This window comes from Oceanobacillus oncorhynchi (assembly GCF_000821065.1).
Classification (GTDB): domain Bacteria; phylum Bacillota; class Bacilli; order Bacillales; family Amphibacillaceae; genus Oceanobacillus; species Oceanobacillus oncorhynchi.
This window is the reverse complement of sequence record NZ_CDGG01000001.1, coordinates 1,603,686-1,629,167: the sequence shown is the minus strand read 5'-3', so window position 1 is coordinate 1,629,167 and position 25,482 is coordinate 1,603,686. Positions and strand designations below refer to the sequence as shown.

The 25,482-nt window shown below is 38.9% G+C and carries 26 protein-coding genes, 6 tRNA genes and 1 riboswitch; of the genes, 8 read left to right on the top strand and 24 right to left on the bottom strand.

From position 1 onward, the window contains the following. Positions 1 to 274: 274 nt before the first annotated feature. From BN997_RS07725 to BN997_RS07685, 9 genes are all read right to left on the bottom strand, one after another. Positions 275 to 1,108 carry a CPBP family intramembrane glutamic endopeptidase gene (locus tag BN997_RS07725; protein ID WP_084612880.1) on the bottom strand — a complete coding sequence of 278 codons (834 nt, stop codon included), beginning with the start codon at positions 1,106 to 1,108 and terminating at the stop codon, positions 275 to 277. 175 nt (positions 1,109 to 1,283) lie between these two features. Further along, complete coding sequence (locus BN997_RS07720) at positions 1,284 to 1,886, bottom strand: class I SAM-dependent methyltransferase (RefSeq protein ID WP_042531100.1); 603 nt, start codon at positions 1,884 to 1,886, stop codon at positions 1,284 to 1,286. Between the two features lie 650 nt (positions 1,887 to 2,536). Next, positions 2,537 to 2,610, bottom strand: a tRNA-Ile gene (locus tag BN997_RS07715). A 10-nt stretch (positions 2,611 to 2,620) separates the two neighbouring features. Further along, positions 2,621 to 2,694, bottom strand: a tRNA-Gly gene (locus BN997_RS07710). A 10-nt stretch (positions 2,695 to 2,704) separates the two neighbouring features. Further along, a tRNA-Tyr gene (locus BN997_RS07705) sits at positions 2,705 to 2,790 on the bottom strand. A 19-nt stretch (positions 2,791 to 2,809) separates the two neighbouring features. Further along, positions 2,810 to 2,882: transfer RNA gene (locus BN997_RS07700), tRNA-Phe, on the bottom strand. A gap of 16 nt (positions 2,883 to 2,898) precedes the next feature. After that, positions 2,899 to 2,991, bottom strand: a tRNA-Ser gene (locus BN997_RS07695). A 46-nt stretch (positions 2,992 to 3,037) separates the two neighbouring features. Then, a tRNA-Asp gene (locus BN997_RS07690) sits at positions 3,038 to 3,114 on the bottom strand. A 757-nt stretch (positions 3,115 to 3,871) separates the two neighbouring features. Continuing rightward, entirely contained in the window at positions 3,872 to 5,287 is a 1,416-nt protein-coding gene (locus BN997_RS07685; RefSeq protein ID WP_042531097.1) for a MocR-like pyridoxine biosynthesis transcription factor PdxR, read from the bottom strand. Between the two features lie 137 nt (positions 5,288 to 5,424). Between BN997_RS07685 and BN997_RS07680 the strand changes: the two genes are divergently transcribed. Further along, positions 5,425 to 6,336 (top strand): DMT family transporter, encoded by a 912-nt coding sequence (locus tag BN997_RS07680; RefSeq protein ID WP_042531095.1) that lies wholly within the window; start codon positions 5,425 to 5,427, stop codon positions 6,334 to 6,336. A 149-nt stretch (positions 6,337 to 6,485) separates the two neighbouring features. On the opposite strand, the gene BN997_RS07675 is transcribed toward BN997_RS07680, so the two are convergent. From BN997_RS07675 to shc, 11 genes are all read right to left on the bottom strand, one after another. Next, positions 6,486 to 7,352, bottom strand: a complete 867-nt coding sequence (locus BN997_RS07675; protein WP_175297020.1) for a hypothetical protein — start codon at positions 7,350 to 7,352, stop codon at positions 6,486 to 6,488. A gap of 100 nt (positions 7,353 to 7,452) precedes the next feature. Further along, on the bottom strand, positions 7,453 to 7,767 hold the full coding sequence (locus BN997_RS07670; protein ID WP_040979342.1) for a DMT family transporter: 315 nt from the start codon (positions 7,765 to 7,767) through the stop codon (positions 7,453 to 7,455). Then, a complete protein-coding gene (locus tag BN997_RS07665) occupies positions 7,767 to 8,108 on the bottom strand; it encodes a DMT family transporter (protein ID WP_042535888.1) in 342 nt (113 codons plus the stop codon). Before BN997_RS07665 ends, BN997_RS07670 begins: the two co-directional genes overlap by 1 nt. A 74-nt stretch (positions 8,109 to 8,182) precedes the next feature. Continuing rightward, positions 8,183 to 8,282, bottom strand: a riboswitch (guanidine-I (ykkC/yxkD leader). Between the two features lie 106 nt (positions 8,283 to 8,388). Next, positions 8,389 to 8,676, bottom strand: a complete 288-nt coding sequence (locus BN997_RS07660) for a hypothetical protein (protein WP_042531093.1) — start codon at positions 8,674 to 8,676, stop codon at positions 8,389 to 8,391. 10 nt (positions 8,677 to 8,686) lie between these two features. Then, complete coding sequence (locus BN997_RS07655; RefSeq protein ID WP_042531090.1) at positions 8,687 to 9,001, bottom strand: hypothetical protein; 315 nt, start codon at positions 8,999 to 9,001, stop codon at positions 8,687 to 8,689. A 110-nt stretch (positions 9,002 to 9,111) separates the two neighbouring features. Then, positions 9,112 to 9,657, bottom strand: coding sequence for a hypothetical protein (locus BN997_RS07650; RefSeq protein WP_052484948.1), 546 nt, complete (start codon positions 9,655 to 9,657; stop codon positions 9,112 to 9,114). A 48-nt stretch (positions 9,658 to 9,705) separates the two neighbouring features. After that, entirely contained in the window at positions 9,706 to 10,056 is a 351-nt protein-coding gene (locus tag BN997_RS22160; RefSeq protein WP_175297019.1) for a hypothetical protein, read from the bottom strand. A 378-nt stretch (positions 10,057 to 10,434) separates the two neighbouring features. Next, positions 10,435 to 10,599: a hypothetical protein gene (locus BN997_RS23155; protein WP_175296989.1), complete on the bottom strand. Its 165-nt coding sequence runs from the start codon at positions 10,597 to 10,599 to the stop codon at positions 10,435 to 10,437. 102 nt (positions 10,600 to 10,701) lie between these two features. After that, complete coding sequence (locus BN997_RS07635) at positions 10,702 to 11,460, bottom strand: hypothetical protein (protein WP_042531086.1); 759 nt, start codon at positions 11,458 to 11,460, stop codon at positions 10,702 to 10,704. Between the two features lie 27 nt (positions 11,461 to 11,487). Continuing rightward, complete coding sequence (locus tag BN997_RS07630; RefSeq protein ID WP_042531083.1) at positions 11,488 to 12,528, bottom strand: DUF1835 domain-containing protein; 1,041 nt, start codon at positions 12,526 to 12,528, stop codon at positions 11,488 to 11,490. Positions 12,529 to 12,894: 366 nt separating this feature from the next. Then, positions 12,895 to 14,769, bottom strand: a complete 1,875-nt coding sequence (gene shc, locus BN997_RS07625; RefSeq protein WP_042531082.1) for a squalene--hopene cyclase — start codon at positions 14,767 to 14,769, stop codon at positions 12,895 to 12,897. An 84-nt stretch (positions 14,770 to 14,853) separates the two neighbouring features. Between shc and BN997_RS07620 the strand changes: the two genes are divergently transcribed. The 4 genes from BN997_RS07620 to BN997_RS07605 all read left to right on the top strand — a co-directional run bounded on the left by BN997_RS07620 (position 14,854) and on the right by BN997_RS07605 (position 17,876). After that, entirely contained in the window at positions 14,854 to 16,020 is a 1,167-nt protein-coding gene (locus BN997_RS07620; protein ID WP_042531080.1) for a DUF2515 domain-containing protein, read from the top strand. Further along, positions 15,941 to 16,405, top strand: coding sequence for a CBO0543 family protein (locus BN997_RS07615; protein WP_042531077.1), 465 nt, complete (start codon positions 15,941 to 15,943; stop codon positions 16,403 to 16,405). The genes BN997_RS07620 and BN997_RS07615 overlap by 80 nt, the downstream gene beginning before the upstream one ends. A gap of 54 nt (positions 16,406 to 16,459) precedes the next feature. After that, complete coding sequence (locus BN997_RS07610) at positions 16,460 to 17,503, top strand: YkvI family membrane protein (protein WP_042531076.1); 1,044 nt, start codon at positions 16,460 to 16,462, stop codon at positions 17,501 to 17,503. A gap of 82 nt (positions 17,504 to 17,585) precedes the next feature. Next, positions 17,586 to 17,876, top strand: coding sequence for a Uma2 family endonuclease (locus tag BN997_RS07605; protein WP_052484947.1), 291 nt, complete (start codon positions 17,586 to 17,588; stop codon positions 17,874 to 17,876). Here the strand turns inward: BN997_RS07605 and BN997_RS07600 are convergent. Then, entirely contained in the window at positions 17,853 to 18,086 is a 234-nt protein-coding gene (locus BN997_RS07600; protein ID WP_052484946.1) for a GNAT family N-acetyltransferase, read from the bottom strand. The genes BN997_RS07605 and BN997_RS07600 overlap by 24 nt on opposite strands. A gap of 383 nt (positions 18,087 to 18,469) precedes the next feature. Between BN997_RS07600 and arr the strand changes: the two genes are divergently transcribed. Continuing rightward, positions 18,470 to 18,886 (top strand): NAD(+)--rifampin ADP-ribosyltransferase, encoded by a 417-nt coding sequence (gene arr / locus BN997_RS07595; protein WP_042531074.1) that lies wholly within the window; start codon positions 18,470 to 18,472, stop codon positions 18,884 to 18,886. Positions 18,887 to 19,406: 520 nt separating this feature from the next. Next, entirely contained in the window at positions 19,407 to 19,676 is a 270-nt protein-coding gene (locus tag BN997_RS07590) for a hypothetical protein (RefSeq protein ID WP_042531072.1), read from the top strand. A 98-nt stretch (positions 19,677 to 19,774) separates the two neighbouring features. On the opposite strand, the gene BN997_RS07585 is transcribed toward BN997_RS07590, so the two are convergent. Both BN997_RS07585 and glmS read right to left on the bottom strand, forming a co-directional pair. After that, positions 19,775 to 20,053: a toxin-antitoxin system YwqK family antitoxin gene (locus tag BN997_RS07585; RefSeq protein ID WP_042531069.1), complete on the bottom strand. Its 279-nt coding sequence runs from the start codon at positions 20,051 to 20,053 to the stop codon at positions 19,775 to 19,777. A gap of 494 nt (positions 20,054 to 20,547) precedes the next feature. Then, positions 20,548 to 22,350: a glutamine--fructose-6-phosphate transaminase (isomerizing) gene (glmS, locus tag BN997_RS07580; protein WP_042531067.1), complete on the bottom strand. Its 1,803-nt coding sequence runs from the start codon at positions 22,348 to 22,350 to the stop codon at positions 20,548 to 20,550. Positions 22,351 to 22,933: 583 nt separating this feature from the next. Between glmS and BN997_RS07575 the strand changes: the two genes are divergently transcribed. Next, complete coding sequence (locus BN997_RS07575) at positions 22,934 to 23,527, top strand: AAA family ATPase (RefSeq protein ID WP_042531065.1); 594 nt, start codon at positions 22,934 to 22,936, stop codon at positions 23,525 to 23,527. Between the two features lie 58 nt (positions 23,528 to 23,585). Here BN997_RS07575 and BN997_RS07570 read toward each other — a convergent pair whose 3' ends face one another. Continuing rightward, the gene (locus tag BN997_RS07570) at positions 23,586 to 25,379 is read right to left on the bottom strand and encodes a S9 family peptidase (RefSeq protein ID WP_042531063.1); all 1,794 of its coding nucleotides are present in this window, start codon (positions 25,377 to 25,379) and stop codon (positions 23,586 to 23,588) included. Positions 25,380 to 25,482 lie beyond the last annotated feature (103 nt).

Genomic DNA, 25,482 nt, shown 5'->3' with positions numbered 1-25,482 from the left:
TCCTTTTGCCCGCTTATACAGTCGTTTCTTCTTTACAGGAAGCAACATTATTCTTCGTTAAAGCTTTATTCAAAACTGTATAGCCTAAAACAATTAGCAAGCGCTTTCTTTCTTGAATTCATTATCCTTTAAACTGAATTATTTTTACTTTCTTCATCTTAAAGTTAGCGTATCAAATACTTTGTATCCTCACAAGATATCTATTTCAAAATGGATTATATCCATCTCCCTTTCATATCATATTATCTATTTTAGAAGAGAAGATGCCAAATACTTATATACTTTTCTTGTATAAAATATGCTTTGGATTAATAACAACAAACAGTAACGCCACAACAAAATAAAACAGCATAACATATACCAATATATCTAATAAATCTCCTCTAATGATTACAAGGGAAAAATTAAATATCTGATGGGCAACAATCGGTATGAGCAGATTTTTGTTTAAATTATAAAACAACGTCACAATAATGGAAAAAGAAATAATCCCAATCATAAACAGGACGATATACTTGATTAAGTCTATCCCAGTATACCCTGAGGCAAACCATAATGGCATGTGCCAAAAACCCCATAAAACACCTATGATGAATGCTGCTGATAAAGGAGAATGTTTCTTTTGAAGTTCATTTAAGGCATACCCCCTCCACCCCAACTCTTCACCTAAAGGCCCCCGGACGAATTGATCGAAAAATACGAGAGATAAGATTCCCATACTGGTATACGATATTGCTGCACCTTCCGTTGAAGTTGTTGAAGTTGATAATAGAAATATGGTTATGCCGATGATGATAATTTGGAGGATGAACACGCTGCTGAGAACAGAAAATTTAACCTTTGGCGCAAATTGTTGTTTAACAAAATCCTTCAGCCTTAATCCGGGATAAATCTTTTTAAATAAAATAATAAATGCAAAGGTGGATGACCATGCAGCTATGATTTGTAAAAGGTTTGTTATGCTCTCTGGCGCACCAAACATCATGCTGATACCGATAATCAGAAAAAGTACAATAAAAATGATGTAAGATAATACAACAAAACATTCAAATGCGCTTTTTGTTGTTTGGATGATTAAATTCCCCCTTAGTGCTATTTTTAGCCTCATGAAAGCTGCTAATTATATCTTATTAAATCATCTAGCTTTTTGACGCACAAGCGACCCAGGTCTGATTTCTGTATTTGGTTCCATTTCACGTGTGTTTTTAATATATAGGCAAAATCTCGGAAAAACGTTTGAATTCACTGATGTGGGAAAAATCTAATTTTTGCAAAACCATTCATTAACATGGTTTAGCCCATATCAAATACAAAGAGCCTGCCAAATAACGCTCCTCCCTGACAAGCTTCATATCAGCATTTTTTACAATAGCAGAAATATTTCTGTTTTGATGGCACCCTACAATCTTTACTGCCAATGGATCTGCCATTTTTTGCATTCCTGCCAGGAGTTTATTATCGCTAATCCCATGTTCCAGCATCAGTATCTTCCCTTCCGGCTTGCACCACTTTTGAAACTTATTCAGGACATCCACTGGTCTTTGATAGGCACAAAAACTAGTAGAAGATACGATGGTATCAAAGCTATTCGCATCAAAATCCACTCTTTCCACATCATTTTGGATAAGCGTCGTTTGAAAAGGATAATCTTTCGCCGCATGCGCTGCTTTTTTCAACATTTCGGGGCTAAAATCCACCCCTGTCAGTTCGATATCTCTACGATAAAAAGGAAAATTAAGACCCGAGCCAATAGCAACTTCCAAAACGTTTCCTTCTGCTTCTTGAAAAATTCGTCGGCGAAAACGAGACATTGGATCATTCTTACGCCGTTTATCATATTTTTCTGCCTGCTTATTAAATTTTTTAATTAATGTTTTTTGATCCATACCATCCCTCGATTTCCTATTTATTTAGTGATATTTTAGCTATTCTACATGAAATACTGCTTTTATGTTTTAATATTTTGTCTTTTCCGTCTAAAAAATTCTGTTTATTTTGAGTGCTTCATCTGGTAAGTCTATATAAATGGCAACGTACCGATATGCATACAGGTTCGATTTTCTCCATCCATTCTATTATAGTCCCCCTGGCTCACATATTGCATTATTTAGAAGCATTTACATTGTGTTGTATTTCACCAACAATACGCCACATCCTTTTCTCTTTCAATTTAGCACCAATTGCTTCTGCTCTTATATTATCGGGAAAGCCATTTGATTTCTATATAAAAATGAAAAAAACGTTAGCGAATTTCCATCCCTGTCTCCTTTCAAAAAAGATAGGAATTTTTTTCACCAACGTCACATATTGACTGGAATAAGGCCTTCACACCATTTAACGACTTTACAGAGACGTCTTTCAGCCATTCGAATACTTTCCCTCCCCATAAAAAAAAGACCTCACAGAGAGAGTCTATACCTTTGACCAGCAGCTTAGAAGGCTGTTACTCTATCCTTCTGCGTTAAGGGGACAATGATAATTCTTATATTAACATACGAATGTATGAAATTTGCACTGTGAATATATGTATAAGTAATGGGCCTGAGTGGACTCGAACCACCGACCTCACGCTTATCAGGCGTGCGCTCTAACCAGCTGAGCTACAGGCCCATTTTAGTAATGGAGCGGGTGAAGGGAATCGAACCCTCATCATCAGCTTGGAAGGCTGAGGTTTTACCACTAAACTACACCCGCATATTTAAGATGGTGGAGGGAGTAGGACTCGAACCTACGAACCCGATGGGAGCGGATTTACAGTCCGCCGCGTTTGGCCAACTTCGCTATCCCTCCACTATGAATTTAAAAAAGGTGGCTCGGGACGGAATCGAACCGCCGACACAAGGATTTTCAGTCCTCTGCTCTACCGACTGAGCTACCAAGCCAATTAACAATTATGTATGGAGGAGGTAGAGGGATTCGAACCCCCGCGCGGTTTGACCCGCCTGTCGGTTTTCAAGACCAATCCCTTCAGCCAGACTTGGGTATACCTCCACTTTATTATAAAATCTGCAAATTAAATCTGAATCATCAATGAATATGGCGGTCCGGACGGGACTCGAACCCGCGACCTCCTGCGTGACAGGCAGGCATTCTAACCAACTGAACTACCGGACCATTTTGGTTGCGGGGGTAGGATTTGAACCTACGACCTTTGGGTTATGAGCCCAACGAGCTGCCAAGATCAAACTCTCCATAAAAGTGTTTGAAACATTAGCTTTCAGAAGTCAACTTCTGACTTATTTTTTAAGAAAAACGAGGTTGTCTTTCTTCTTTCGTACTGGTTGTTTTGTTCAGTTTTCAAAGAGCAATTTGTTTGTCGCTGTTTCAAATTGGCGACTTTATTAATTTATCATATCTGCAATTCGATGTCAACAACTTTTTAAATTTATGTTAGCTGAACGATCGCTCGAATTAGCAACGAGATTAAATTTACCATGCTGAAAATAGAAAGTCAACGATTATTTTAAAATATATCCAAATTAAATTAAATTAAATAACTTCATACTATGAATCAATAATTCTATCAAACAGCAAATAACGCAACAAAATGCTGATACGCCAGTCTTTCAGTGGTAGTAACTTATATTTAAAACGTTAGATAAATAATAGTTAGTCAAAAACAATTTCGAACGAAACTTTCTTTCCCCAATTCTATTCGAGCTCTTCTTTGATTTAAAAAGAGGTGCCCGATTCTGCTTTTTGTAATAACGAGTATAAGAATCATGCACATTTTCAACGGCTTTTTAGAGGCTAATACAATCAGCTTCTTTGAGGATGGGATAATGAACTCCCGAACCGTTTTATTCGACGCACAGTCATTAAAAAACTGGCCATTCAATTATATTGAAGGGGCTGTCCGTTTTGCAATATCTCATCCCTTATTATTTTTAATTATTTCACTCAACTGAAATATTCCCTTTTCAATTTCATCCAGCGAAGCAAAACCATAGGACAGTCGTACAAATTGTCCTGCTTTTTCCTTATAAATACTTCCTGGATTGATGAGAATCCCTTTGGATAATGCTTTTTCAAATAGCTTTTTCACTTTAAAAGCAGGATTTATTTTCACCCATATAAAGAAGCTGCCTTTTGGAACATCCCAAGTGGCGACAGAACCTAAATATTTTTCCAATGCCTCTAAAGCTCTTTGTCGGCGAATCCTCAGTTGTTTTTGAACTTTTTCGATATGATGTTCATACAAACTGCTGGATAACCATTTCTCTGCTACAAGCTGAGATAATGTACTTGACCCGTAATCTAATTGCATTTTCAAGTCCGCTAACCGGTCAATAACAGGCTCTGGACCGACCAGCCAGCCGATGCGTAATCCAGGACTTAATGTCTTTGATAAGCTTCCAATATATAAGACATTGCCATGACGATCTTTGGCTTTTAATGGTTCTGGAGGTGCGTTATCCATCCATAAATCACGATACACATCATCTTCAATAACAGGAATCTGTTCTCTAATGCAGTATTCCATTAATTCTTCTCTTCTTCTGTCCTCCATTAAGATACCTGTTGGGTTATGAAAGGAAGGTATGGTATATAAAATATTTCTGCCCGTTTCCTTCGTTTGGTAAATAGAATCGACCTTAACGCCCTTGTTATCCATCGGCAACCCCTCGAGATCCATACCGGCTGACTGAAAAACAGATAACGAATAAAGGTAAGAAGGTTCTTCCAAGAATACCGTTGATTTATCCTTTAAAAGGCCAATGGAGATAAGATAGAGGGCTTGAAGCGCTCCAGAAACCACTAAGATGGATGATGGCGACACATCGATACCTCTTTCTTTCAAATAATTACTAATGGCCTCTCGCAGCTTTATATTCCCTTTTGGCTCTTCATACCCGAACGGGGTCAATTGTTTCGAAACTTTTTGGATGATATCCTGCATTTCTTCTAAAGGAAATAACTCTGGTGATAATTCCCCTTTACTTAATTGAATGAAACGATTATCTGATTCCGTTTCATTGATTTCTTGCACTGTAGAGACACTTGCCTTATGAATACCCTGCGTGACATTCCCATTCCAGTTTGTGGAAAGATGGTCTCCCATCAATGTCCATGTGTTATTGGTGACAACAGTCCCTTTTCCTGCTTTTCCTTCTATTAATCCATCTGCCATTAATTCCTCTAACGCTATGATAACCGTACTTCGATTGACTCCAAACATTCTTGCCAAATGACGCTGGCTCGGTATTTGGCTTCCAATCGCCCACTCTCCTTTAGAAATTTTCTCTTTTATAAAATCAATAATGATTTGATATTTGGGCTTTTTCATAGATACTCCTTTTCCAACCCTATTTAAACTGGTTGGATTTTTTCTATTTAAGCTGTTGCAGACATTCTAACACACTCATATTACCATAGGAAACACCGTTCGAAACTGGTTGTACTTAAAATAAATGAGGTGTACTTATGATAAAATCTTTCCATGTAAAAATCGCTTTTGCTCATTTGGTAACCATTATTTTATGGGCATCTGCATTTCCCGGAATCCGAGCTGCTCTGACTGCTTACTCCCCAGAGCATATATCCCTTTTACGATTATTAGTTGGATCATTGATGCTGATTCTTGCAGCTTTTATCAAAAGAATTCGTTTGCCGGAAATCAAAGATATACCCATTATTTTATTATTAGGTTTTCTGGGGTTCTCCGTCTATCAAACAGCACTAAATTATGGGGAACAAACGGTTAGTGCAGGGATTGCAAGTTTATTGGTCTCTACAACACCTATATTCGCTGCATTATTGGCTTTATTATTTTTCCGTGAAAAATTTGGCCTGTGGGGATGGATAGGCTCCTTTATCAGTTTTTGCGGGGTAGCTTTTATTGCTTTCGGTGACTCCGCCGGCAGCTTTTCATTTAACGCTGGCATTATCCTTATTTTAATCGCATCCCTTTCAGAAAGTATTTACTTTGTTTTTCAAAATGCTTACTTAAAAAAATATGGTTTTTTCGCATTCACGATATATACGATTTGGGCAGGCACGCTTTTCATGTTGATTTTTATGCCTGGACTTGGAGAGGCAATCATGAACGCGCCAATGGACGCAACACTGGCAGTGGTTTATCTGGGAATTTTTCCAACGGTTATTCCCTACTTCACTTTGGCCTACGTTACGTCCAAAACCGGGGCTTCCGAGGCAACGAGTTCACTTTATTTAACACCAGTGTTTGCTTTCCTTATTGCATGGGTTTGGTTGAATGAGATTCCTCATTTCCTTGCAATCGCGGGAGGCATGATTACTTTATCAGGGGTGTTTATGTCAAATATAAAGAGAGAGGATGAGTTACAGGTTAGCCAGACACCGTTAAAAAATTTATAAAAGCACAAAGAGAGAACCGGAGCTAAACTCAAGTAAACAAGTTTAGCTCCGATTCTCTCTGTTTATTTACAGCCATCCCTCTTGTAAACTCAGACAATGATATAGCGATAAAATCAATGGAGGAATAGCGCCTTATCGATTAGACGGAATTATCTTTTTTCAGACATAGGATATAAAGGATATTCCCATTGGTGCGTACATTCTTCCAGCATATAATATCCGCGTTCCTTGTTTGGCACAATACGCGAGCATTGCTGTGTCGGAATGGCTCCAGCCTCATTCTCATTGGCTATGTCAATCCACTCTTGATTTGCAGCCGCATCATACCGTACTGTTAATGTATTTCCATTCACGGTGATGGTTTTTCCGCCCTCTTTCTTTTCAGCATTATCCATAAACTGCTCTATCGCTTCCTCCAGGTTTTCCGTCTCGTCTGTTTCAGATGAAGGTTGTGTAGAATCTAAATAAACATCCTCCGTCCCTTTCCAAGTATGGAAACGAACAGAATCTGCTGTTAACCACTCTACATTTCCTAACCCCAAAGCATTTTCAGCATTGAAGCTTTCAGACGGATAGTCCCTGCGTCGAGCAACTATGCTAATGGATTGGTCATCCAGTTGTTTGCCGATAAAGCCAAATTTCGTCTTGTAAAAATTATAAGAATAGGTTGTCTCCCCAAGGGTAAAGCTGCGATGCTCGATTACCAGCGACTGCTGATCGTATGGTGAATCGATTTTTGTGTAACTATATTCCATCAACAAAACCATGAAGCCATGAAACAATATGATTGGTATAAAAATAACAAGCCCGGCAATTGTCCATATTTTAGGAAGGTTTGAACGAATAGGGAGCTTTGCACGAAAACCGATTGCAGCAAGAACGATCAGGTTTATAACCATAGGAATAACATATCCAGTTGGTTTTAAAAAAAGAAAATAATAATCGGTACCATGCATCATGATAAGAACCAAATCCATGATTCCTAAAACAAGGAGCGCCCATTTTGTTTTTGTCATAAGATTCCCCGTTCTTAGTTCATTTCTTGTGGAATGGTTTTCTTTTAACCCATTCGCCTTTATCAAAAGATTCTACTGAAACCAATACCCATTTCGCTTATTACGTGATTAATTTAAGCCCGATTACAGAGCATAAAACCATAGCGATAAAAACCATACGCTTCCAGTCTTTTGATTCTCCATAAAATATCATGCCGATAAGTGCGCCGCCGACAACACCAATCCCTGTCCAAATGGCGTAGCCTGTTCCCATAGGGATGAATTGTAAGGAATAACTCAGCAAAGCAAGACTTGAACCAAACCCTAAAATAAGTAGAATGACTGTTTGCCAATTCCGTTTTACAGAGAGCTGATTAATCATGGCAACACCAAATGTCTCCAGTAAGCCTGCGATAATTAAAGTAAACCAAGCCATCAGGATTCAGCTCCTTTCTCTGCCTTATCTGGTGTGACCAATTTCAAACCCATCACTCCAGCTAATAATGTTGCTATGAGAATTACTTTTTCCCATTTAAACGCTTCTCCAAAGAAAAGAAATCCTGCAATAACAGTACCTGCTGTCCCTAACCCTACAAAAATAGCATAAACCGTTCCTGCCGGCAGTACTTGTGCCGCTGTAATCATTAAATAATTACTAACAATAATACATATAACTGTGCCAGTCCATGTCCAAAAATCATATGCATGCGTTAAACCAATCACCCAAAAAATTTCCAAAAAAGCTGCAACGAATACTTTCATCCAATTTCGATTCACTGCAAACACCTCCACTTTTATTATTTCCAAAAAACGAATTAAAAAAAGCCCTGAGAGGCAACTGTACATACAGCTTCTCCCGGGCTTTTATCCCTCCGTGACACAGTAATTCACTGTGTGTTTTCTCTCGGACCAGACCAGCATTTGATGTGCGGAACCCTAGAAAACATTTTTTTCAACGTAATTTCTTATCATAATAGACGTTTTTTTTCTGCCATAAAAGCTTTCATTTAAAAAACCATATCAAAAAGAAGAAATTGATGCAACATTTTTACATACGTCAACTTTCCCCATCAACAAAGCGCAGCATCCCTCTATCAACCGATATAACATCCTCCTGATTAAAAATAATACAGGCTTTTCCACCAACATATTTATCAGACTCGAACTCCCCAAGAACAGTTACATAGCCTTTTTCAAAAAGATAAGCAAGCTGTTTGTCATTTTCCTCCGATTCAAAAGCCGTTAAATCATTATGTAAATACGCTGTTACCGGTTTATCATATAACCGCATGTATCTCTCTTCCTTCCCCTCATTTTGTCCCTTTCTTCCATCGCTTTCTAACACATTTATTCCCCTATTTTGCTGCTTTGTCCCGATATACAAATATAGTAATAGCATTTAATAGGATGGTAACGATAAGCAGAACCGCTGCGGCAGAAACAACAGCACCTGCTGTATCCATCAGAGCAATCCAATCCTCTATTTTTACTAAATGATAGTTATAAGCTAACTGAAAACATAACGAAATAGCACAAGCACTCATGCTCGCAAGGGAAAACGCAGCCCAATTCTTTGGATTGTTTTTATCATATCTTGTGAGAATAATAACAGGAAGTATCCACGCAACGAGTCCAAGCAGAAGACTGCCTATATTAAGTAAACCGATCATAGCTGGTTCCTCTTTTCATTTTTCAAATGGGAGACGGGGCTTCCGTCTTGATATATGGAATAAGTCCACTCGCCATTTTATTACTTCATGTATAAAACATTGATAATCTTTTATTCATAACCGCCCTTAGCATCAGGTAACGCTTTATACGCATCCTTTTCCTTAACAACGCTAAATACATCATCGCGTAATCCGATAAATTCCTTTGTATCTTCAGTCGGTTCACAGTAAGCTCCAGAAACAGAATGTGTTATTGTTTCTCCGTTGACGATAATTTCCCACGCATCCTCTTCATGTGGTTCTACACTGCAAATCGTTCCGTCGACGGGTTCTGGAGTAAACTCTTTTGGTTCTTTTATATTGATTTCTTTCATTTTTTCATAAATTTGGTTCATTTCTTCCTCTGTTAAGCTGATTTCTGCAGTTGCTGTACCATTTTCTATTAAATCCTTCGTCACTGTGCCTTCGAAAGTGTTAATCTCATTATTTTTGCCCACACCAAACTGGATGGAAAAATCAAAGTCATCCGGCATACTTTCCGGCATATTGGCAACCGAATCAACGGGAGTCGTTTCAGGTTCGGGTTCATTTGTTTCCGGTTGACTGCACGCGTATAGAGAAAGCGTAAGCAGCATAAAAAGGAATAACTTCTTCATTAGATATACCCGCCTTTACTAAAGAATAGTATGGTATGCTCACTTATTTCAGTTCCAAAGCAATATTTCCCAAAGCTCCCGATCTTCTATGACTAAGTCATACGGATTTTTTATGTCCAGACAATGAATACTCCTCTTTTTAAAAAGAGCTAAATCTTCTTCGCCATTCCAAGATGTAAAATACTCAACAACTTGACTATTTTGAATTGCTTCGTCCATATAATTGTATAGTATAGTTAAACATTTCTCTTCTTCTGCAGGTCCTTTAATTTGATTGTTCAAAGGAATTTGATTAGCATATGCAGCTGCTTGATGCTTGTATGAAAAATGAGAACTATACGAAAACCTGCGTTTAATTGTGCTATCATAATTATTTTCAATTAAATAATCTTGGCTCATTGAAGTAAAGTCATTTAATTAATAATAGCCTATCAAAGATATAGATTAATAATCTGACATTTTAATATCCTTATTCGAACATTCACTGCAAATCACAGGAACGTTCTCCCACTCAAAACTTTTTCTAGGCATTGTTTGCGTCTTCAAATGGCTGGGAGGGAAATTCCACTTTATCCAGCACTTTTCACCTGTTTCTATGATTTTATCGCAATGATCACAATGGAATTTTTTATCTTTATTATTATACATAATGAAGCCGCTCCTCTCTATGGCGTCCTTTGGTTAAGAAAAATGATCCGCATTTATTTTCATCCTTTAGAAACTCCAAGGTGCTTCTATTGGTGTCTTGCTTAGAAGTCTTCCTGCGTATTATCGTATTCATTGCATTCGCTTCTCAACAAATAACAAAATTAATGTTGCTATCGGGCCTAATACAAGGGAAAGCAAGAACCAATTTAACCCTGTCCGATTCTTTCCCTGTGCAAGTCCGGCATTTATCAATGCCAGTGTGCCCCATCCTACAAAATATTGGTTATCCATCATTGATCCTCCCCTCTAAAATAATCAGCACATCAGCTGCCAACAACACACCACACTTTATTATTGTCATCACGTTCTCCTAAAATCCTATTAATGCATCCCATCCTATGACGGCCTCTTTCCCTCTATGTTAACTGTAGTCATGCTTTGCCTGTCAACTTCATAAGAAGCTGTCCAAGTACCTGATTCCCTCCCCTTTTTCCAGTGTTCTGTAAAGGTGACAATATACGTTTCATCCCCAATTTCTTCTGCATCTGTTTCCTTTGTAATGTGATAGCCTTCCACTGTACCTTCCCATTGTCCAATATTGTCAGGGAAGTCATCTGTTAACGTTCCTTCACCAGAAGTTGCAAAATCAACCGCATCTTCTTTGGTAAATGGGGGCATAGGCGGAGAGGTTACTTCTAAATAACCCCAGCTTATTCCAAGGCAAGCGATTGGGATAATCCAAAAAGGTTTAACGCTCTTTTTCTTCCTCTTTCTTCTGTCTAGCCACTTATCAAACATCCCATAGATGATGGCGGCTGGCATTCCGTATAAGGCAGCCATTCCATCTTGAAAGATGACGCCATTAGCCAGTCCGAAAAAGCCGAGAATCAACACATACAGCCAGTCATGTTGACGAAACCACTTACTTTGCAAATATTCTATTGCTATTGCCACCGCGTTTCCATAAATCAGGATAATCATCCCAATATACAGGGCATAAACGGTAAACCAGCCCATGAATTGATTTCCGCGATGGTATGCAGATTCAAACCCATTTATAAAATGAATAACAATAAACAATGCCGATAGAAAGATGGTGGTCACAAAGGTTGCGCTTAGCTTTCTTAGAAAGAGGCTTTCTAAATTATTTTCCATATGTATTTACTCCTGACGCTTCGTAATTCATTTGAGTTTCACACTGTAAAACCGCATTGCTTTGGGAACACCTTTTATTTCAAAAACGCCCTTCAAAATTAAACGTCTTACGCTATACTCCACAAACACATCGCTAATATATTGATCTAAATAGCAGATCACCTCGCCAATAAGACGTGCTGATAGGATGAATTCCGTATTCTTTTGCTCCTGATGCAGCATTTTTGCTTTGTTGATTATCAAGTCGTCATAATAGCTTTCATCTACACTTTTTATATCTCTATTTTCCCATATCCTCAGAGCTTCTTGTGTAGCAGCTAATGCTTGCCATTTCTGCTCGAATTTTTCCCGCTGCTCTTTGCTTAAAGCAGGTGTCTTACTGCTATTTTGATAAATCAACTGCAGCTTTTCAGACATGATTTCCCCGGTGTGCAACGGATAATTATCCTTTTCTGGAATATTGAATTGTTTTTTATACTGTTTCGTTGTGTTTATAGCGGTTATATCATTCCTTTTATCTCTCAATAAATACAGAACATAGCTTAAAGCAATCTGTTCATGAGCGTTTTCCCCAGTCCAAATGATAATAGACGCCGTTTCAGGGATAGCACTTATCATGGAGAGTGTACGGTTGAAATGATGTCGGTATTCATCTAGATAATCATCATCCAGGAGAAGATGGTTTTTTAGCCATTCCTCCCTGTAGTCAAGTCCCGCTTGATTATGCAACTGCCAAATTGGGCCGATTGAAAAGACATCTGAAAAGGAGATAACCATTTCTTCATCTTGTAATCCCATTTCTTTTAATACCCATTTCAAGCTTCCAGCCGCGGAATCATCAAAGAGGATATGCACAACTTTATCATTGGTACTATTTTTTATTTTTGTTTGGCCTCTTTTGACATTTAGAAAATCATGGTATGTTTTCTTCAAGTCTGCTACAAACTGCTCCTCCGTATATTGGTCTAATTCTTCAAGCATATGGATTCGAAAAAAGGTTTGAAATAAAAGGGACTTCACTTCCTCTTCCCCAGCATGATTAAGGGTTCCTTTTAATTCATCGATCAATGTATCTCCCACCTTTATAGGTTTTATTACGATAGCGCCTATTATCTCTTAATTAAACGTAACTGCTCGATCACATAAGAATTTTTTTCATAATCCTCCATCATTCATTTCAACTATTTCCATACATTCACGTTACACGAAATTGCTTATTGATGTAAATACTTATTAAAAGATAACCTCATACTCCCTTTTCTAACTAATAAAAAATCTTTATAGAACGGATCTGTTTCTATCAATACCCTTGCCTATTTTGCTTGTGCATTTTTAAACCAGCAAAATTGCCCGGCATGCTTTATCCGAGCATGCCGGGTAATTTTTTAGTATGTGTTCAAAAAGCAGCCACGTTTTTCAAACATCCTCCTTTTATCAAAACTTCTCCCGATAATTCGCCAAAGCAAGCAACGGAAACAAATATTCATAGCTATGGTAATGAATATAAAACCCTCCAGGAAGCCCCTGCCCCTTCGGATAGGCTGTTGTCCAATCCACTTTTTCCGCCGTCTCCAGCAAATACGCAATACCCCGCTTGATTTCCGGCGTTGCTTTTCCTTCTGCAGCAATCAGTGCATCTAACGCCCAGGCGGTATGTGTACGCGTGCTTTCCTTGAGCGGGACATATTTTTTCTCTATATCACTTTTACACGACTCTCCCCAGCCGCCATCCTGATTTTGAATGGCGTATAACCATTGGATCGCTTTTTGCATCTGCGGATGATTGCTGCGTGTTTTAACCGCTGCTAATCCTGTAATCGCCGACCAGGTTCCGTAGATATAACAAATCCCCCATCTGCCATACCAGGATCCATCCTTTTCCTGATTTTGCAGAAGCCACTTCATGCCGCGTTTTATAAAAGGCTGATACGTATCTGTATGCGTGTCATTTCCAAAGAACTCCAATGTCCTCCCTGTTAAATCTGCCGTTGATGGATCCAGCAGCATCGATCCTCCCCCTTCAATCGGCAGCCAGGAAAGCAATGTATTATCTACATTCTTCTCAAAGGCCGGCCAGCCGCCATCATCATTCTGCATGGAGACTGCCCACTGAATTCCACGGTCCCAGGCTTGTCGATAGACGGGGGTGTGACGGGCAAAGGAACGAATAGACCTCAACGCAGCTGTTGTATCGTCCAGATCAGGATTGAACGTATTGATATGAGAGAAACCCCATCCGCCCGGTGTCACATCCTGGTTATGGATGCTCCAATCGCCGTACTTCATCTGTTGTCTCCCAAGTAAATACTGATTTGCCTTCTTAATTACCGTGGCAGAGGGGGATACACCAGCCTTTTGCAAAGCATGGCTGATTAAAGCCGTATTCCAGACGTTTGCTGTCGTATACTGCATGTGCGTTTGTTTTCCAATGCTGGTTTGAAAAGCTTTTAGTCCCTCTACTGCCTTGATAATAATCGGATCCTTTTTCGAATAGCCCCTGGCCATCAGAGCAAATATCATCAAAAATGTTGCACTGAAATAGCTGTAAAATGTCCCGTCTGATTCCCTTCGATTCAGCATATACTCCTCTGCACGCTGCAAGGCTAATTCATGGAGCTGTTCCGGCTTTCCTATCAGACTGCTAATCTCCCGCCCGAAAGGGGTTTGAAAGGAGCGCCAATCGTTTAACTCCGTTTCCCAATCGCCGTCATCTTCCCGTTGTAAAAATAAATCGGACAAATCAGGCGAACGCTTTGTCTTTCGGCTGAATTTATAATCCGCCGTAATTAATATAGGAACCAAATTGGACCGTGCATATAACGATAAGTCAAATAGATTAAGTGGAAAAGAAACTGGAAAAAGAATGAATTTAACTGGAACAGGAAGATAACGCGGCCATTTATACTGCCCTGTCAGAGCTAACATGACCTTTGCAAACATATTGATTTCTTTTAAGCCCCCATGCCGCTGGATAAACTTTGTGGCCAAACGTATCTCCCGGTCCTCCTCTTTTCGGCGGCCGGAATAAAGGAGCGCATAACAGGCCTCTACCGTTGCTGTGAGGTTCCCTTCCACTTCATCGTGGAATATTTTCCAGGCGCCATTTTTCCCTTGTTTACGAAGGATCCTGCTTACCAGCGCATCGATAAGGTCCTCATCATCCATTTCCAATGTACGCAAGAGGATAATCATATAACAATCTGTGGAAATCCCTGTTTCAAAGGGATACGCCCAGGAACCATCGTGCTCTTGTTCTTTTGTAAGCCTGTCAACCAGACGATTGATTTCTACATCTATCTTTTCCTTCATCAGAAAACCTCTCTTATAAGAACCGTTTTTCCTATACATATGAGACACCGTGTAAGCATATTCCTTAGAGAGGGAGGAGACTGGATGACAATTGGCTGTTTCAAAAAAAGAAAAGTGTATGAAAAGTCTGTTCTTGAGATAAAAAAAGAACTGAAGAATATAAGGAATCCAAAAGCAAACGGCCTATCCGTATCCATGCTTCCTAAAAGAGAGCAGGTATTCATTCAACGCATTCATCAACTGACAATTAAATGGAATAAAAATAATGTCACCCGGACACAAGCCTACTTCGATTTTTATATGCAGCACCCAGAAATCCATTGGGCTTTATTAGGGCATATGGTATCACGCAACGGCGGTTGGAACATGACTGATTTGAAAGGCGACCTCCTATCGCGTTTGTTATCCGAAAAAGAACAAAAAAACTTCTATTTATTTTTAGAACGGGGAAATTGGTTAATATTCCAGGATGTTTATCCGCAATTATTGCTGTATCAGCAAAGTGTAAGAATGAATCAAAATCTTTTTCACCTTCTTCCTTTCTTGAATGTCTCTGTATTTATGGAAGTGGTATGGAATCATTTTTGGGAGCATGGTGACCGTTATCTGTTAGCCATCGCAACCATTATTAATGAACAAAGCTATTTAGAAAAAAGAGTGGTGCATCACCCACATTTTAAAGAAACGGTATTAGATACATTGGGTTTTAAGCTGTATGATTTTTTACGCTTTAACCATGTTATTTTCCCGCATTATCACCTTGGAAAAATAGAAAAGAAGCCCGCATTAATCGGTGATACCCTGCACCATTTCGGCTCTCTCCATGAGCGGATTATGCTGGGGAAACGTTTATATGCCATCCTTTTTCAACAGAAATCTGTCTTAAAAGATATTCTGCTATGGGCAGGGAAGCATCCGCATACAGGCTCCCGAGCCGATTATTGGAAGGATTTGTTTCATTCTGTGAATGAATCTGCACCGGGTACGGTCTATCGGCGAAGAACAAGGCATTGTGAACGCAGAAAAGGAGCTCCCCGAATCTATAGCCCTCCATTGAAATATGCTTGGAAAAACGTTAACCACTCCCCGGCTGAAAGAGGAGACTGGTTTAACGATGTAAGTGTGATTGATTATTTCGTAGAAGAAGAAATAAATACAGGTGGGGAAATTCATGAAAAATACTGCAAAGCAATGGAAAAAATCGAGCTTATCATCATTGCAAAAAAGGCGACCTTCCTCAGACAGGAGTAAAGAACAGCAGGCGTATGTCATCGCAGCTCTCTTTTCTTCCATCGTCGGGACCTATTTAGATTTATTTTTTGTCGGCATCGGCATGTATCACTTTCCTATGCGGCTTTTCCCAGAAATATTTACAGTCAATATTGCCTTTACACTGCTGATTCTTCCTGTTTCCGTCATTTTATTCTTGTACCTGGCCAATCGGATGAGGACCCTTCCGCGGTGCATAATGATTCTTACGATTAGTACAGCGGTCATTTTTATCGAAAAAACCGCTGAAAAGCTGGGAGGATTTATGCCTCATCCAGATTGGAATCATGCCTATTCCTTTTTCGGGTATATGCTTTTCCTCATGATTGTTTGGATAATTTTTCGGTTTTTTCAGGTGAAAATTTGAAAAGCTGGTATTTACTCGTCCTCCTAATCATAGAAATGATGAGGAGGTGGCGTGATGCGGAATCGAAAAATTTCTATATTGCTGTTAGCAGCTACATATGTTGGAACGGTTATTGGGGCAGGCTTTTCTTCAGGGAAAGAAATTGTTACGTTTTTTAGTGTCTATGGAGCTTTAGGGACCGTCGGCATTGCAATCAGCGGAGTCTTGTTTATTCTGATTGGAACTAAAATAATGATTATATCAGCCCGAATTGGGGCCTATTCTTACCAGGATTTAAATGAATATCTCTTTGGAAGAAAGATTGCCAAAGTGATTAATCTTTTTATTTTCTTCGTTGTTATTGGCGTCACTTCTGTCATGCTTTCCGGGGCTGGCGCTGTATTTCATGAACAGCTCGGTCTTCCATTTCAATTAGGAGTGATCCTTACACTCATTCTCTCTTATATCGTTGTCATGAAAGGATTAATTGGATTATTTGCCATCAACTCCTATATTGTGCCACTAATGCTTCTTTTCGTCCTGTTTGTAGCAGGCTCTATCGCGGGCGAGCATCCGCATCTGCTGGCAGAAAAACTCCTACCTGTTCAGTTATCGGACAACCTTTCTTGGGCAGGCTCTCCTTTTGCCTATGCAGCATTTAATCTGATGACAGCACAGGTTGTTCTTGTACCATTGGGAAAGGAAATTCAGGATGAACACGTTTTACGCTGGGGCGGATTTTTGGGTGGAATGGCTTTATTTTTCATCCTATTATTAATCCATTTTTCATTGTCCGTCTTTCCGCAAACATTTCCTTATGAAATACCGATGGCCGAGATTGTCCAACATTTTGGAGCCCTTATTCATATTCTGTTCTTAATCGTTATTTACGGCGAGATTTTCAATACAGTGGTCGGGAATGTGTTTGGAATCACACGACAGCTGCAGTCGGCATTTCGTCTTCGTTATCAACATGCTGTCCTGGTAATTCTGTTTGTTGTCTTTTTAATCAGCCAGGTGGGATATGGAAAATTACTGTCGGTATTGTACCCGTTGTTTGGTTATCTGGGGTTGTTCTTTCTGTTGTGGTTATTGATCAAAAGAATGCCTGAGAAATAAAGCAGGGATAATAAAGTAAATAGATATTTCATTTTATTTTAATATGAATTCGCTTATACTTCAAATAAGGATGGTGCTTGAATTGCTTGTATCAGATAGGAATTTCAACACCTATGAAGCATTTGAAGAGAAACGACAACAAACCGATGAGATATTAGAATATATCGATGGAATTATTTACATTTCTCCTTCTCCAAGCATAACACATCAAAGAATGGCTTCTTTTCTTCATGGTGAACTTCATAACTTATTAAAAAATAGCGGTTGCGAAGTATTTTCCGCACCAACGGATGTCCTGTTTGAACAAAGCGGGAATGATCATAATAAAAATAAAAGGGTTGTTCCCGACTTATTTGTGACATGTAACCCCTAATTTTTGAAGAACTCTTTGAGATTGCGTATTTTCAACCATACACGATGCCTCAATCTTATTTACTTCCATATTTTCAAATTTAAACTTAATTACCTTAGAAACAGCTTCAACGATTAAACCTTTTCTCCAATAATCCTTTGATAATATAAATCCTGTTTCATCCCTATAATGAAAAGTTGGCCAGGCAACAAAATCTATGGTTCCTATCACTTTCTTAATTTCTTTGTATTCAATTGCCCAAGGAAGTAAATTCCCTTAACTATATAATGAGTAAGAATATAATTCAAAAACTTATTTGTATCATTACTCTCACACCGCTTCCCCAATCTTTGTCATAGAAAAATTACGTTCCTGCTGATGGATTTCCCAACGAAATTAAACATAAAAAACCCGAAGGTCCAGCGGCAATATACCGGGGAGACCTTCAAGTTTGGGAATGTTACTTTTTATAAGAAACGTTAATTTTATATACGCACTTCATTCTCTCTACTTTCATTATACTATTCTTTCTAAATTATTTATAGACTATTCTTTCTAAAATTCCGAGACTATACTATTATATACAAGCCTAAAATACGAGGGGATGTTTCCGTATGAATAACAAAAAAGATGTCTTAGATTTGGGTCCTTTTTTCCATGGTACTAAAACAAAATTAAAAATTGGAGATTTATTAGAACCACATTTCTTATCAAATTACCAAGACAAAAAATCTAACTATATATATTTTACTGCAACATTAGATGCTGCTAAATGGGGCGCTGAATTAGCAACATCTAAATCAAAAGAAAGAATTTATATTGTAGAACCTTTAGGTGATTTTGAAAATGATCCGAACTTAACTGACAAAAGGTTTCCTGGAAACCCCACACGTTCTTATAGATCTAAATCCCCTTTAAAAATAATAGCTGAATTAGGTTCCTGGCAAAGACATTCCGATGAAGAAATAAATCATATGCTTACATCTTTAAAAAAGCTGACGGAAGAAGGAAGAAATGTAATATACGATTAAGCCTTAAAATTTATAAAGCATGACCCAAGTAAACCAAAAATTAAGCCTCCAATTGAGGGGCTTAATTTCAATAAATTTATTTTCCCTATATAAAATTAACGCTCCACCCAGCACCGCTTCTCTCTCATGCTCTCACATCACATTTCTGAGTTCGTAAATATAAGAAAAATGGAGAACAGGACTTTCAAAATTGTCGTGGAAAGACATTAGAATCCAAGCCAAATCTGATGGAAGAAGAGAAATTAGAGCTTCAAATCAAGGAACTGGAACACCGTAAAATCAGTATTTGGAGACAAAAAATGGCCTCCTAAAAAAGTTAGAGGAAACCGACAGGAGAGAGTAGAACCATTAGAGAGACAACTTCCTGCATTTGAAGCGGTTCATGAATATCATAAAGAAGCAGGTATCTCTATTCAATTGTTATGCAACATTTTAAAGGTATCCCGCTATGGGTATATTCTGAAGTGCATTCGTCGATTAATGATTGTGTTAGACCTAAAATCAATTATACACCGTTCCAATGGTTACTCCACAAAACAAGCTATGTCAATATCGAGGAAATATTCTTGATCAGGAATTTACAGCAGACCCTTCAAATCAAAAATGGGTAACAGATATCAAACACTTAGAATACAGCTTGATTAATAAAGCATATCTAAGTGTCATCAAAGACCTTTATGATGGTCCTACCGTTGCCTATCAGGCGGGTTACTATAACAATAATGAGCTGGTCATGGAAACATCAAAGCAGCCTTGGAAGCAAACCCAGATGCCGCTCTTTGTTGCATAGGGTTCTGGTTCGCAATATACGTAAAAGAAATATCGGTACCAGCCTGTTGCATAGATTTTTTGTTTTTTCACTATCTAATTGACAGAGCACAGTACCCTTTACTTGTCCCGATTAGTCGTTTTGTATTTTTCGCCTTTGCTGTCATAAGTGATCCACTCACCAACAGGCTCCCCATTTCCAAAATACCCTGAACGTTTTATGGTTCCATCCGCACGATACCATTCCCAATAGCCCTCTGGCTGATCTCCAATCATTTTCCCCTTTGACCATATAGTTTTTCCGTTTGCATGATACTTTATCGTGAACCCGTCAATCACTTCTAGTTTCTTTTCCTTAACACCCTTTGGCTGTATTATATCGCACTGTTTTTTCTCCATAATGGACCTCCGTTAACTTTCAAAATTAATATCTCCTTTCCCAAAACTTATTCATCTTAAAAATAAAGACACTAAAAGCCTCATCCCAATTCTTTTTGTATGCATTCTTATCTTGTAAATCACAGAAGAAATACACTAAATTCCATTTTGTTCCTACGTATAATAAAACGAGAATCCCTTAAACCGCCTACCACAAACCCGTATTCCGCAATTTCAGTTAAAATAAAGAGTTCTGGCAAAATAGCAAGGCATACCACAGGATGAAGCCAGAATATATTAATTTTTTATTGAAGTATATCATACAAATTACGCGCTCTCTACCATGTGCCCACCGGAAAAGGTGAAGACATGAAGCGTGGTTAATTTTGAATTTTCTACCGGATTTGGACATAAAAAAAACCCGAAGGCACAGTAGAAATATATCAGAAAGGCCTTCGGGTTTGGGAATATTAATTTTCTATTGGGACACAAACAGAAATAATGAATATTTCCACTTATTCCACCGTAACACTCTTCGCCAAATTCCGTGGTTTATCCACGTCACAATCACGGTGCAATGCTGCATAATAAGCCAGGAGCTGCATTGGAATCACACTTACCAATGGAGTCAATAGCTCATGCACTGCCGGCAGTACAAAAGCATCCTCATCCTGCTCTAAGCCTTTTGAGCTGATGATAAGTGCATTTGCACCGCGTGCAACAACTTCCTGCACGTTTCCGCGAATAGAATAGTTTACATTTTCTTGTGTAGTTAAAGCAATAACTGGCGTACCATCCTCAATCAATGCGATAGTACCATGCTTCAACTCTCCTCCAGCAAAGCCTTCTGCTTGGATATAGGAGATTTCTTTTAGCTTCAATGCTGCTTCTTGCGCAACATGATAATCTGTACTGCGGCCAATAAAGAAAGCATTGCGTGTTGTCGCAAAATAATCTCTTGCTAACTGCTCCAGCTCTTCTTTTTGGTTCGTAATGATTTCCATTGCATTCGCTACGATAGCCAGCTCTTGTAATGGATCAAAATCTAATTTAATACCTTTTACCCTTGCTGTATCTACTGCAAGAACCGCTAAAACAGCAATTTGTGCTGTATATGCTTTTGTGGAAGCAACAGCGATTTCTGGTCCAGCATGTAAAGGCAAGGTATAATCTGCTTCACGAGAAAGGGTTGATCCAGGCACATTTGTTAATGTCAGTGCTGGATGTCCTAATTCTTTTACTTTAACTAATACAGCACGGCTATCTGCAGTTTCCCCACTTTGGGAAATAAAGATAAATAAAGGTTTTTCAGATAGCAGTGGCATGTTATAGGAAAATTCACTTGCAACATGTACTTCTACAGGGATATTAGAAAGCTTTTCTAGAAACTCTTTTCCAACTAATCCGGCATGATAGCTCGTTCCTGCTGCAATAATATATATGCGATCTGCTTTTTGCATGGCTTTACGAATATTTTTTTCTAGCTTTAATTCGCCTTTTTCATTCTGATATTCACGAATAATATTGCGCATCACAATTGGCTGTTCATCGATCTCTTTCAGCATGAAATGAGGATACGTTCCTTTTTCTGTATCACTTGCATCGATTTCCGCTGTAAACGGCTCGCGGTTGATAACTTCTCCATCTAATGTCTGCACTTCTACAAAGCTTCGATTGACAAGAACAATTTCTTTATCATAGATTTCCAAGTACTCGTTTGTTTCTTTCAACGTCGCCATAGCATCGCTGGCAATCAGGTTAAAACCTTCGCCTAAACCAACCAATAGCGGACTTTTATTTTTGGATACATATAAAGTTTCCTGATCTTCTGCATCAATCAGACCAATAGCATAAGAACCTTTCAGCAGGCTCATTGCTTCACCAAATGCTTTTTTGGTATTTTTATGTTTTTCATAAAGTTTTTCAATAAGCTGTACGATAACCTCTGTGTCTGTTTCACTTACAAAGTCAACATCTTCCAGATATTCCTTCTTCAGGTCTACATAGTTTTCAATAACCCCATTATGCACAATGGTAAAACGTTCTGTTGAGCTCTGATGTGGATGTGCGTTTTGCACACTTGGCACACCATGCGTCGCCCAACGCGTATGACCGATACCAATAGTCGCATCCTTGCTGTTATCTACTTCTTTGCGTAACGCTGCGATACGTCCTTTTACCTTTGTTACGTGTACGCCATCTTCCCCTAAAGTCGCAATACCTGCAGAGTCATATCCGCGATATTCTAATTTTTCCAAGCCTGTTAATAAAATTTCTTTCGTATCATTTTGTCCAATGTAACCGACGATTCCGCACATGTCGATGTCCTCCTTGTTTGAAGGGGCAGAGACAAAAGACCGATTCGAAGCGAAGGGGCCTTGTTCTGCCCCTTTCTCGTGTTAGTTTTTATAGACATCATTCTTTATCTCTTTGTTCATCAAGTCACCCTGATGGTTTAAAGATAAAGCAGCAGCTGCGATGGACAGCTGGGAGGCACCCGCCGAATAATTCGATAACCCCCGACCTCGTCAACTATTCTTCCTGACCGTCCGTAGAATAGTCCTGGCGCTTGTTATTATAGTTTCCTTTCGTGTTTCTCTGCTCCTCTCTCCTTTTATTTGCTCTTGTTAAACGGACTTCTTTCATTTGGAAAACAAGAACTTTCTATATTCTATCGGAAAGTCGTATTCAAGGTCAACCTTTTTCTTGCTTTCCGATAAGATAGTTTATGAAATCCTTCTAAAATGTTGCAGAATATCCATAAGTGTCGGGAGGTATCCGCCTTACAGAAGTGGATGGGAGAAGGTTTGAAGAGGGGTGAAGCAGAGTGATATAATGAAAAATAAATGAAAAGACTTTAAAGAAAATTTTAAAACCTCACCTGACAAAAGGAGCTTCCCCATGACAAAAATTATTTGGATCAACGGTGCTTTTGGAGCAGGAAAAACACAAACAGCATATGAGCTTCACAGAAGACTGGAAAACTCCTTCGTGTACGACCCAGAAAATATTGGTTTCTTCCTAAATCAGAATTTGCCTGACACGTTGAGAAAGAATGACTTTCAAGATTATGAAATGTGGAGAGAATTTAATTGCAAGATCATAAAGTATATCGCTGAAAACGATAAAGAGCCAATTATTATTCCAATGACAATCACAGATAAGCTTTATTTTAAAGAAATTACCGGAAGTTTGGAATCAGAAGAAATCCAATTATATCCGTTCGTTTTATCCGCATCAAAAGAAGTCATTGAACGCCGGTTAAAGAAACGGCTGGAAAGAAAGAATTCATGGAGCTTCAGACAAATGGACCGATGTATAACACGTTTAGCTGATGACGCATTTGGAGAAAAAATACAGACAGACCATTTATCCATTGACGGCGTTGTAGAAATCCTTGCAGCAAAAGCCAATTTAGTATTACAAGAAGATAACCGCTCCAATCTAAAAAAGCGATTGGACCGGATAACAACACAGATAAAACATATTCGATAATTTATAAACAAAAAACATCAGCAAAGCTATCCCATTCGCAGCTTCACTGATGTTTTTTCTACTTATGCTTTTCCATAAAATCTAACATCCGCTTATACACTTTAATCTCATTCTCTTTTTTAGAGAATCCGTGCCCCTCATCCTCCAGCACCAGGTACTCCACATCGCGGCCTTTATCCTGCAGCTTTTGGACAATTTGATCTGATTCTTCCTTCACCACACGCGGATCTTTTGCACCTTGGATAACCAGCATCGGCTTTGTCATGGTTTCCAAATAAGTCACTGGAGAATCATTTACAAAGCGCTCCTTATCACGCTCTGAATCACCTAGCCATCTTTCCATAATCGGCTTCCAATCCGCCGGTACAGAATTGACAAAGGTAAATAAGTCGGACGGGCCAAAGATATCAATCACTGCTTTAAAATATTCTGGATGACGTCCATGCAGGAGCAGCGCCATATAACCGCCGTAGCTTCCTCCTACTAAGAATAGATGATCCGGGTCCGTAATCTTTTGATCAAACAGCCATTTGATGCCTTCCACATTATCGAGGCGCGGTCCATGCCCCCAATCCTGCTCGACGAGTTTCACAAAAGAGGAACCATAGCCTGTACTCCCGCGAAAGTTTGGTGCGAAAATATGATAGCCGCGATTGAGGATGCTTTGGAACATCGCACGGAAAAATTTCCGTTCTGCTGCCTGCGGTCCGCCATGCGGCCAAAAAACGGTATACCCATTGGCATTTTCCGGTTTTGCCCTGAACAGAAGTGATTCGATTTCCATCCCGTCAAATGAAGCATAGGTCACAATTTCAGGATCCACGAGCTCCTCTTCCGATACACCCAGAACACGATTATCTGTGAGCTGCTCCCATTTCTCACCATTTGTCAGACGATAAATGTTATCCGGCTTTACTGCGGATCCTCCAAGGAGATATACTGCCCCTGATTCTGTTACAGTCACCTGATCAATCAAATCAAAAGGCTTTGTGATTTCTTTCAGCTCTCCTGATTTTATTTTATACTGATAAAGCTTATCGACAACACCCTTTTCTGTCACTACATACAATGAATCGGATGATTTATCATATTTTACGGTTTCAATCGATTCTTCCTCCAGCTCAAGAACTTTTGAAAACGTCTCTTGCTTCATGTCATACTTGGCTAAATACATATATTCGCCTTCATAATCCGTCGGGAAATAAATGCTGTGATTATCCGTAAAAACTGGATCATAGGATACATGCACTTTTTTCGGATCAGGAGTAAGATAGATTTTCTCTTCCTCTTTTTCGATGAATATATTATTATACGTGTTCGCAAACACGCTTTCGTATATTAGTGTCTCTTCATCTTCCGATACACCTGCCAGTGTAGTCGGCGCTCCTTCTCCCTCTGCTATCAGCTCATCTTTATCTGTATCCAGATGGCGCACATGTGTGTTTAAAAAGCTCGGATTATTTTTAGAGGTATTATAATAAATTCGTTTTCCGTCCTTGCTCAGGTGTGCAAACAAGTATTTTTCGTCCTCTGCTCCCGTAATCAGCGACTGCGGTAATCCGCCCTCCGGAGGCAGGGCGTAAATGTGATAATTTTCATCCCCATCTGCATCAAAGCTTGTTAAAACATACTTCCCATTTGGATCAAACTGAATAAATGAGGAGGATTCATCCTTTTGAGAAAACTGAAATGGATACGCATGCTCTTTACTCAAGTCTAATGCCCATAAATTACGTTTACCGCTCAAGTTCGTTGAAAATACCAGCTTTTGTTCATCTTTGCTCACTTGGAAATGATCAATACTATACGTATAAAAGAACTGTTCTACTTTCGGTTTTGGAAATTTTATCATTCTGCCCGCACTCCCTTTTATCTGTATTTTCTATATTATACCACTATTTATAAAATACACCATACACTCTGGCCTTTCCGTGCGGAACAGCAAAACTATCTTT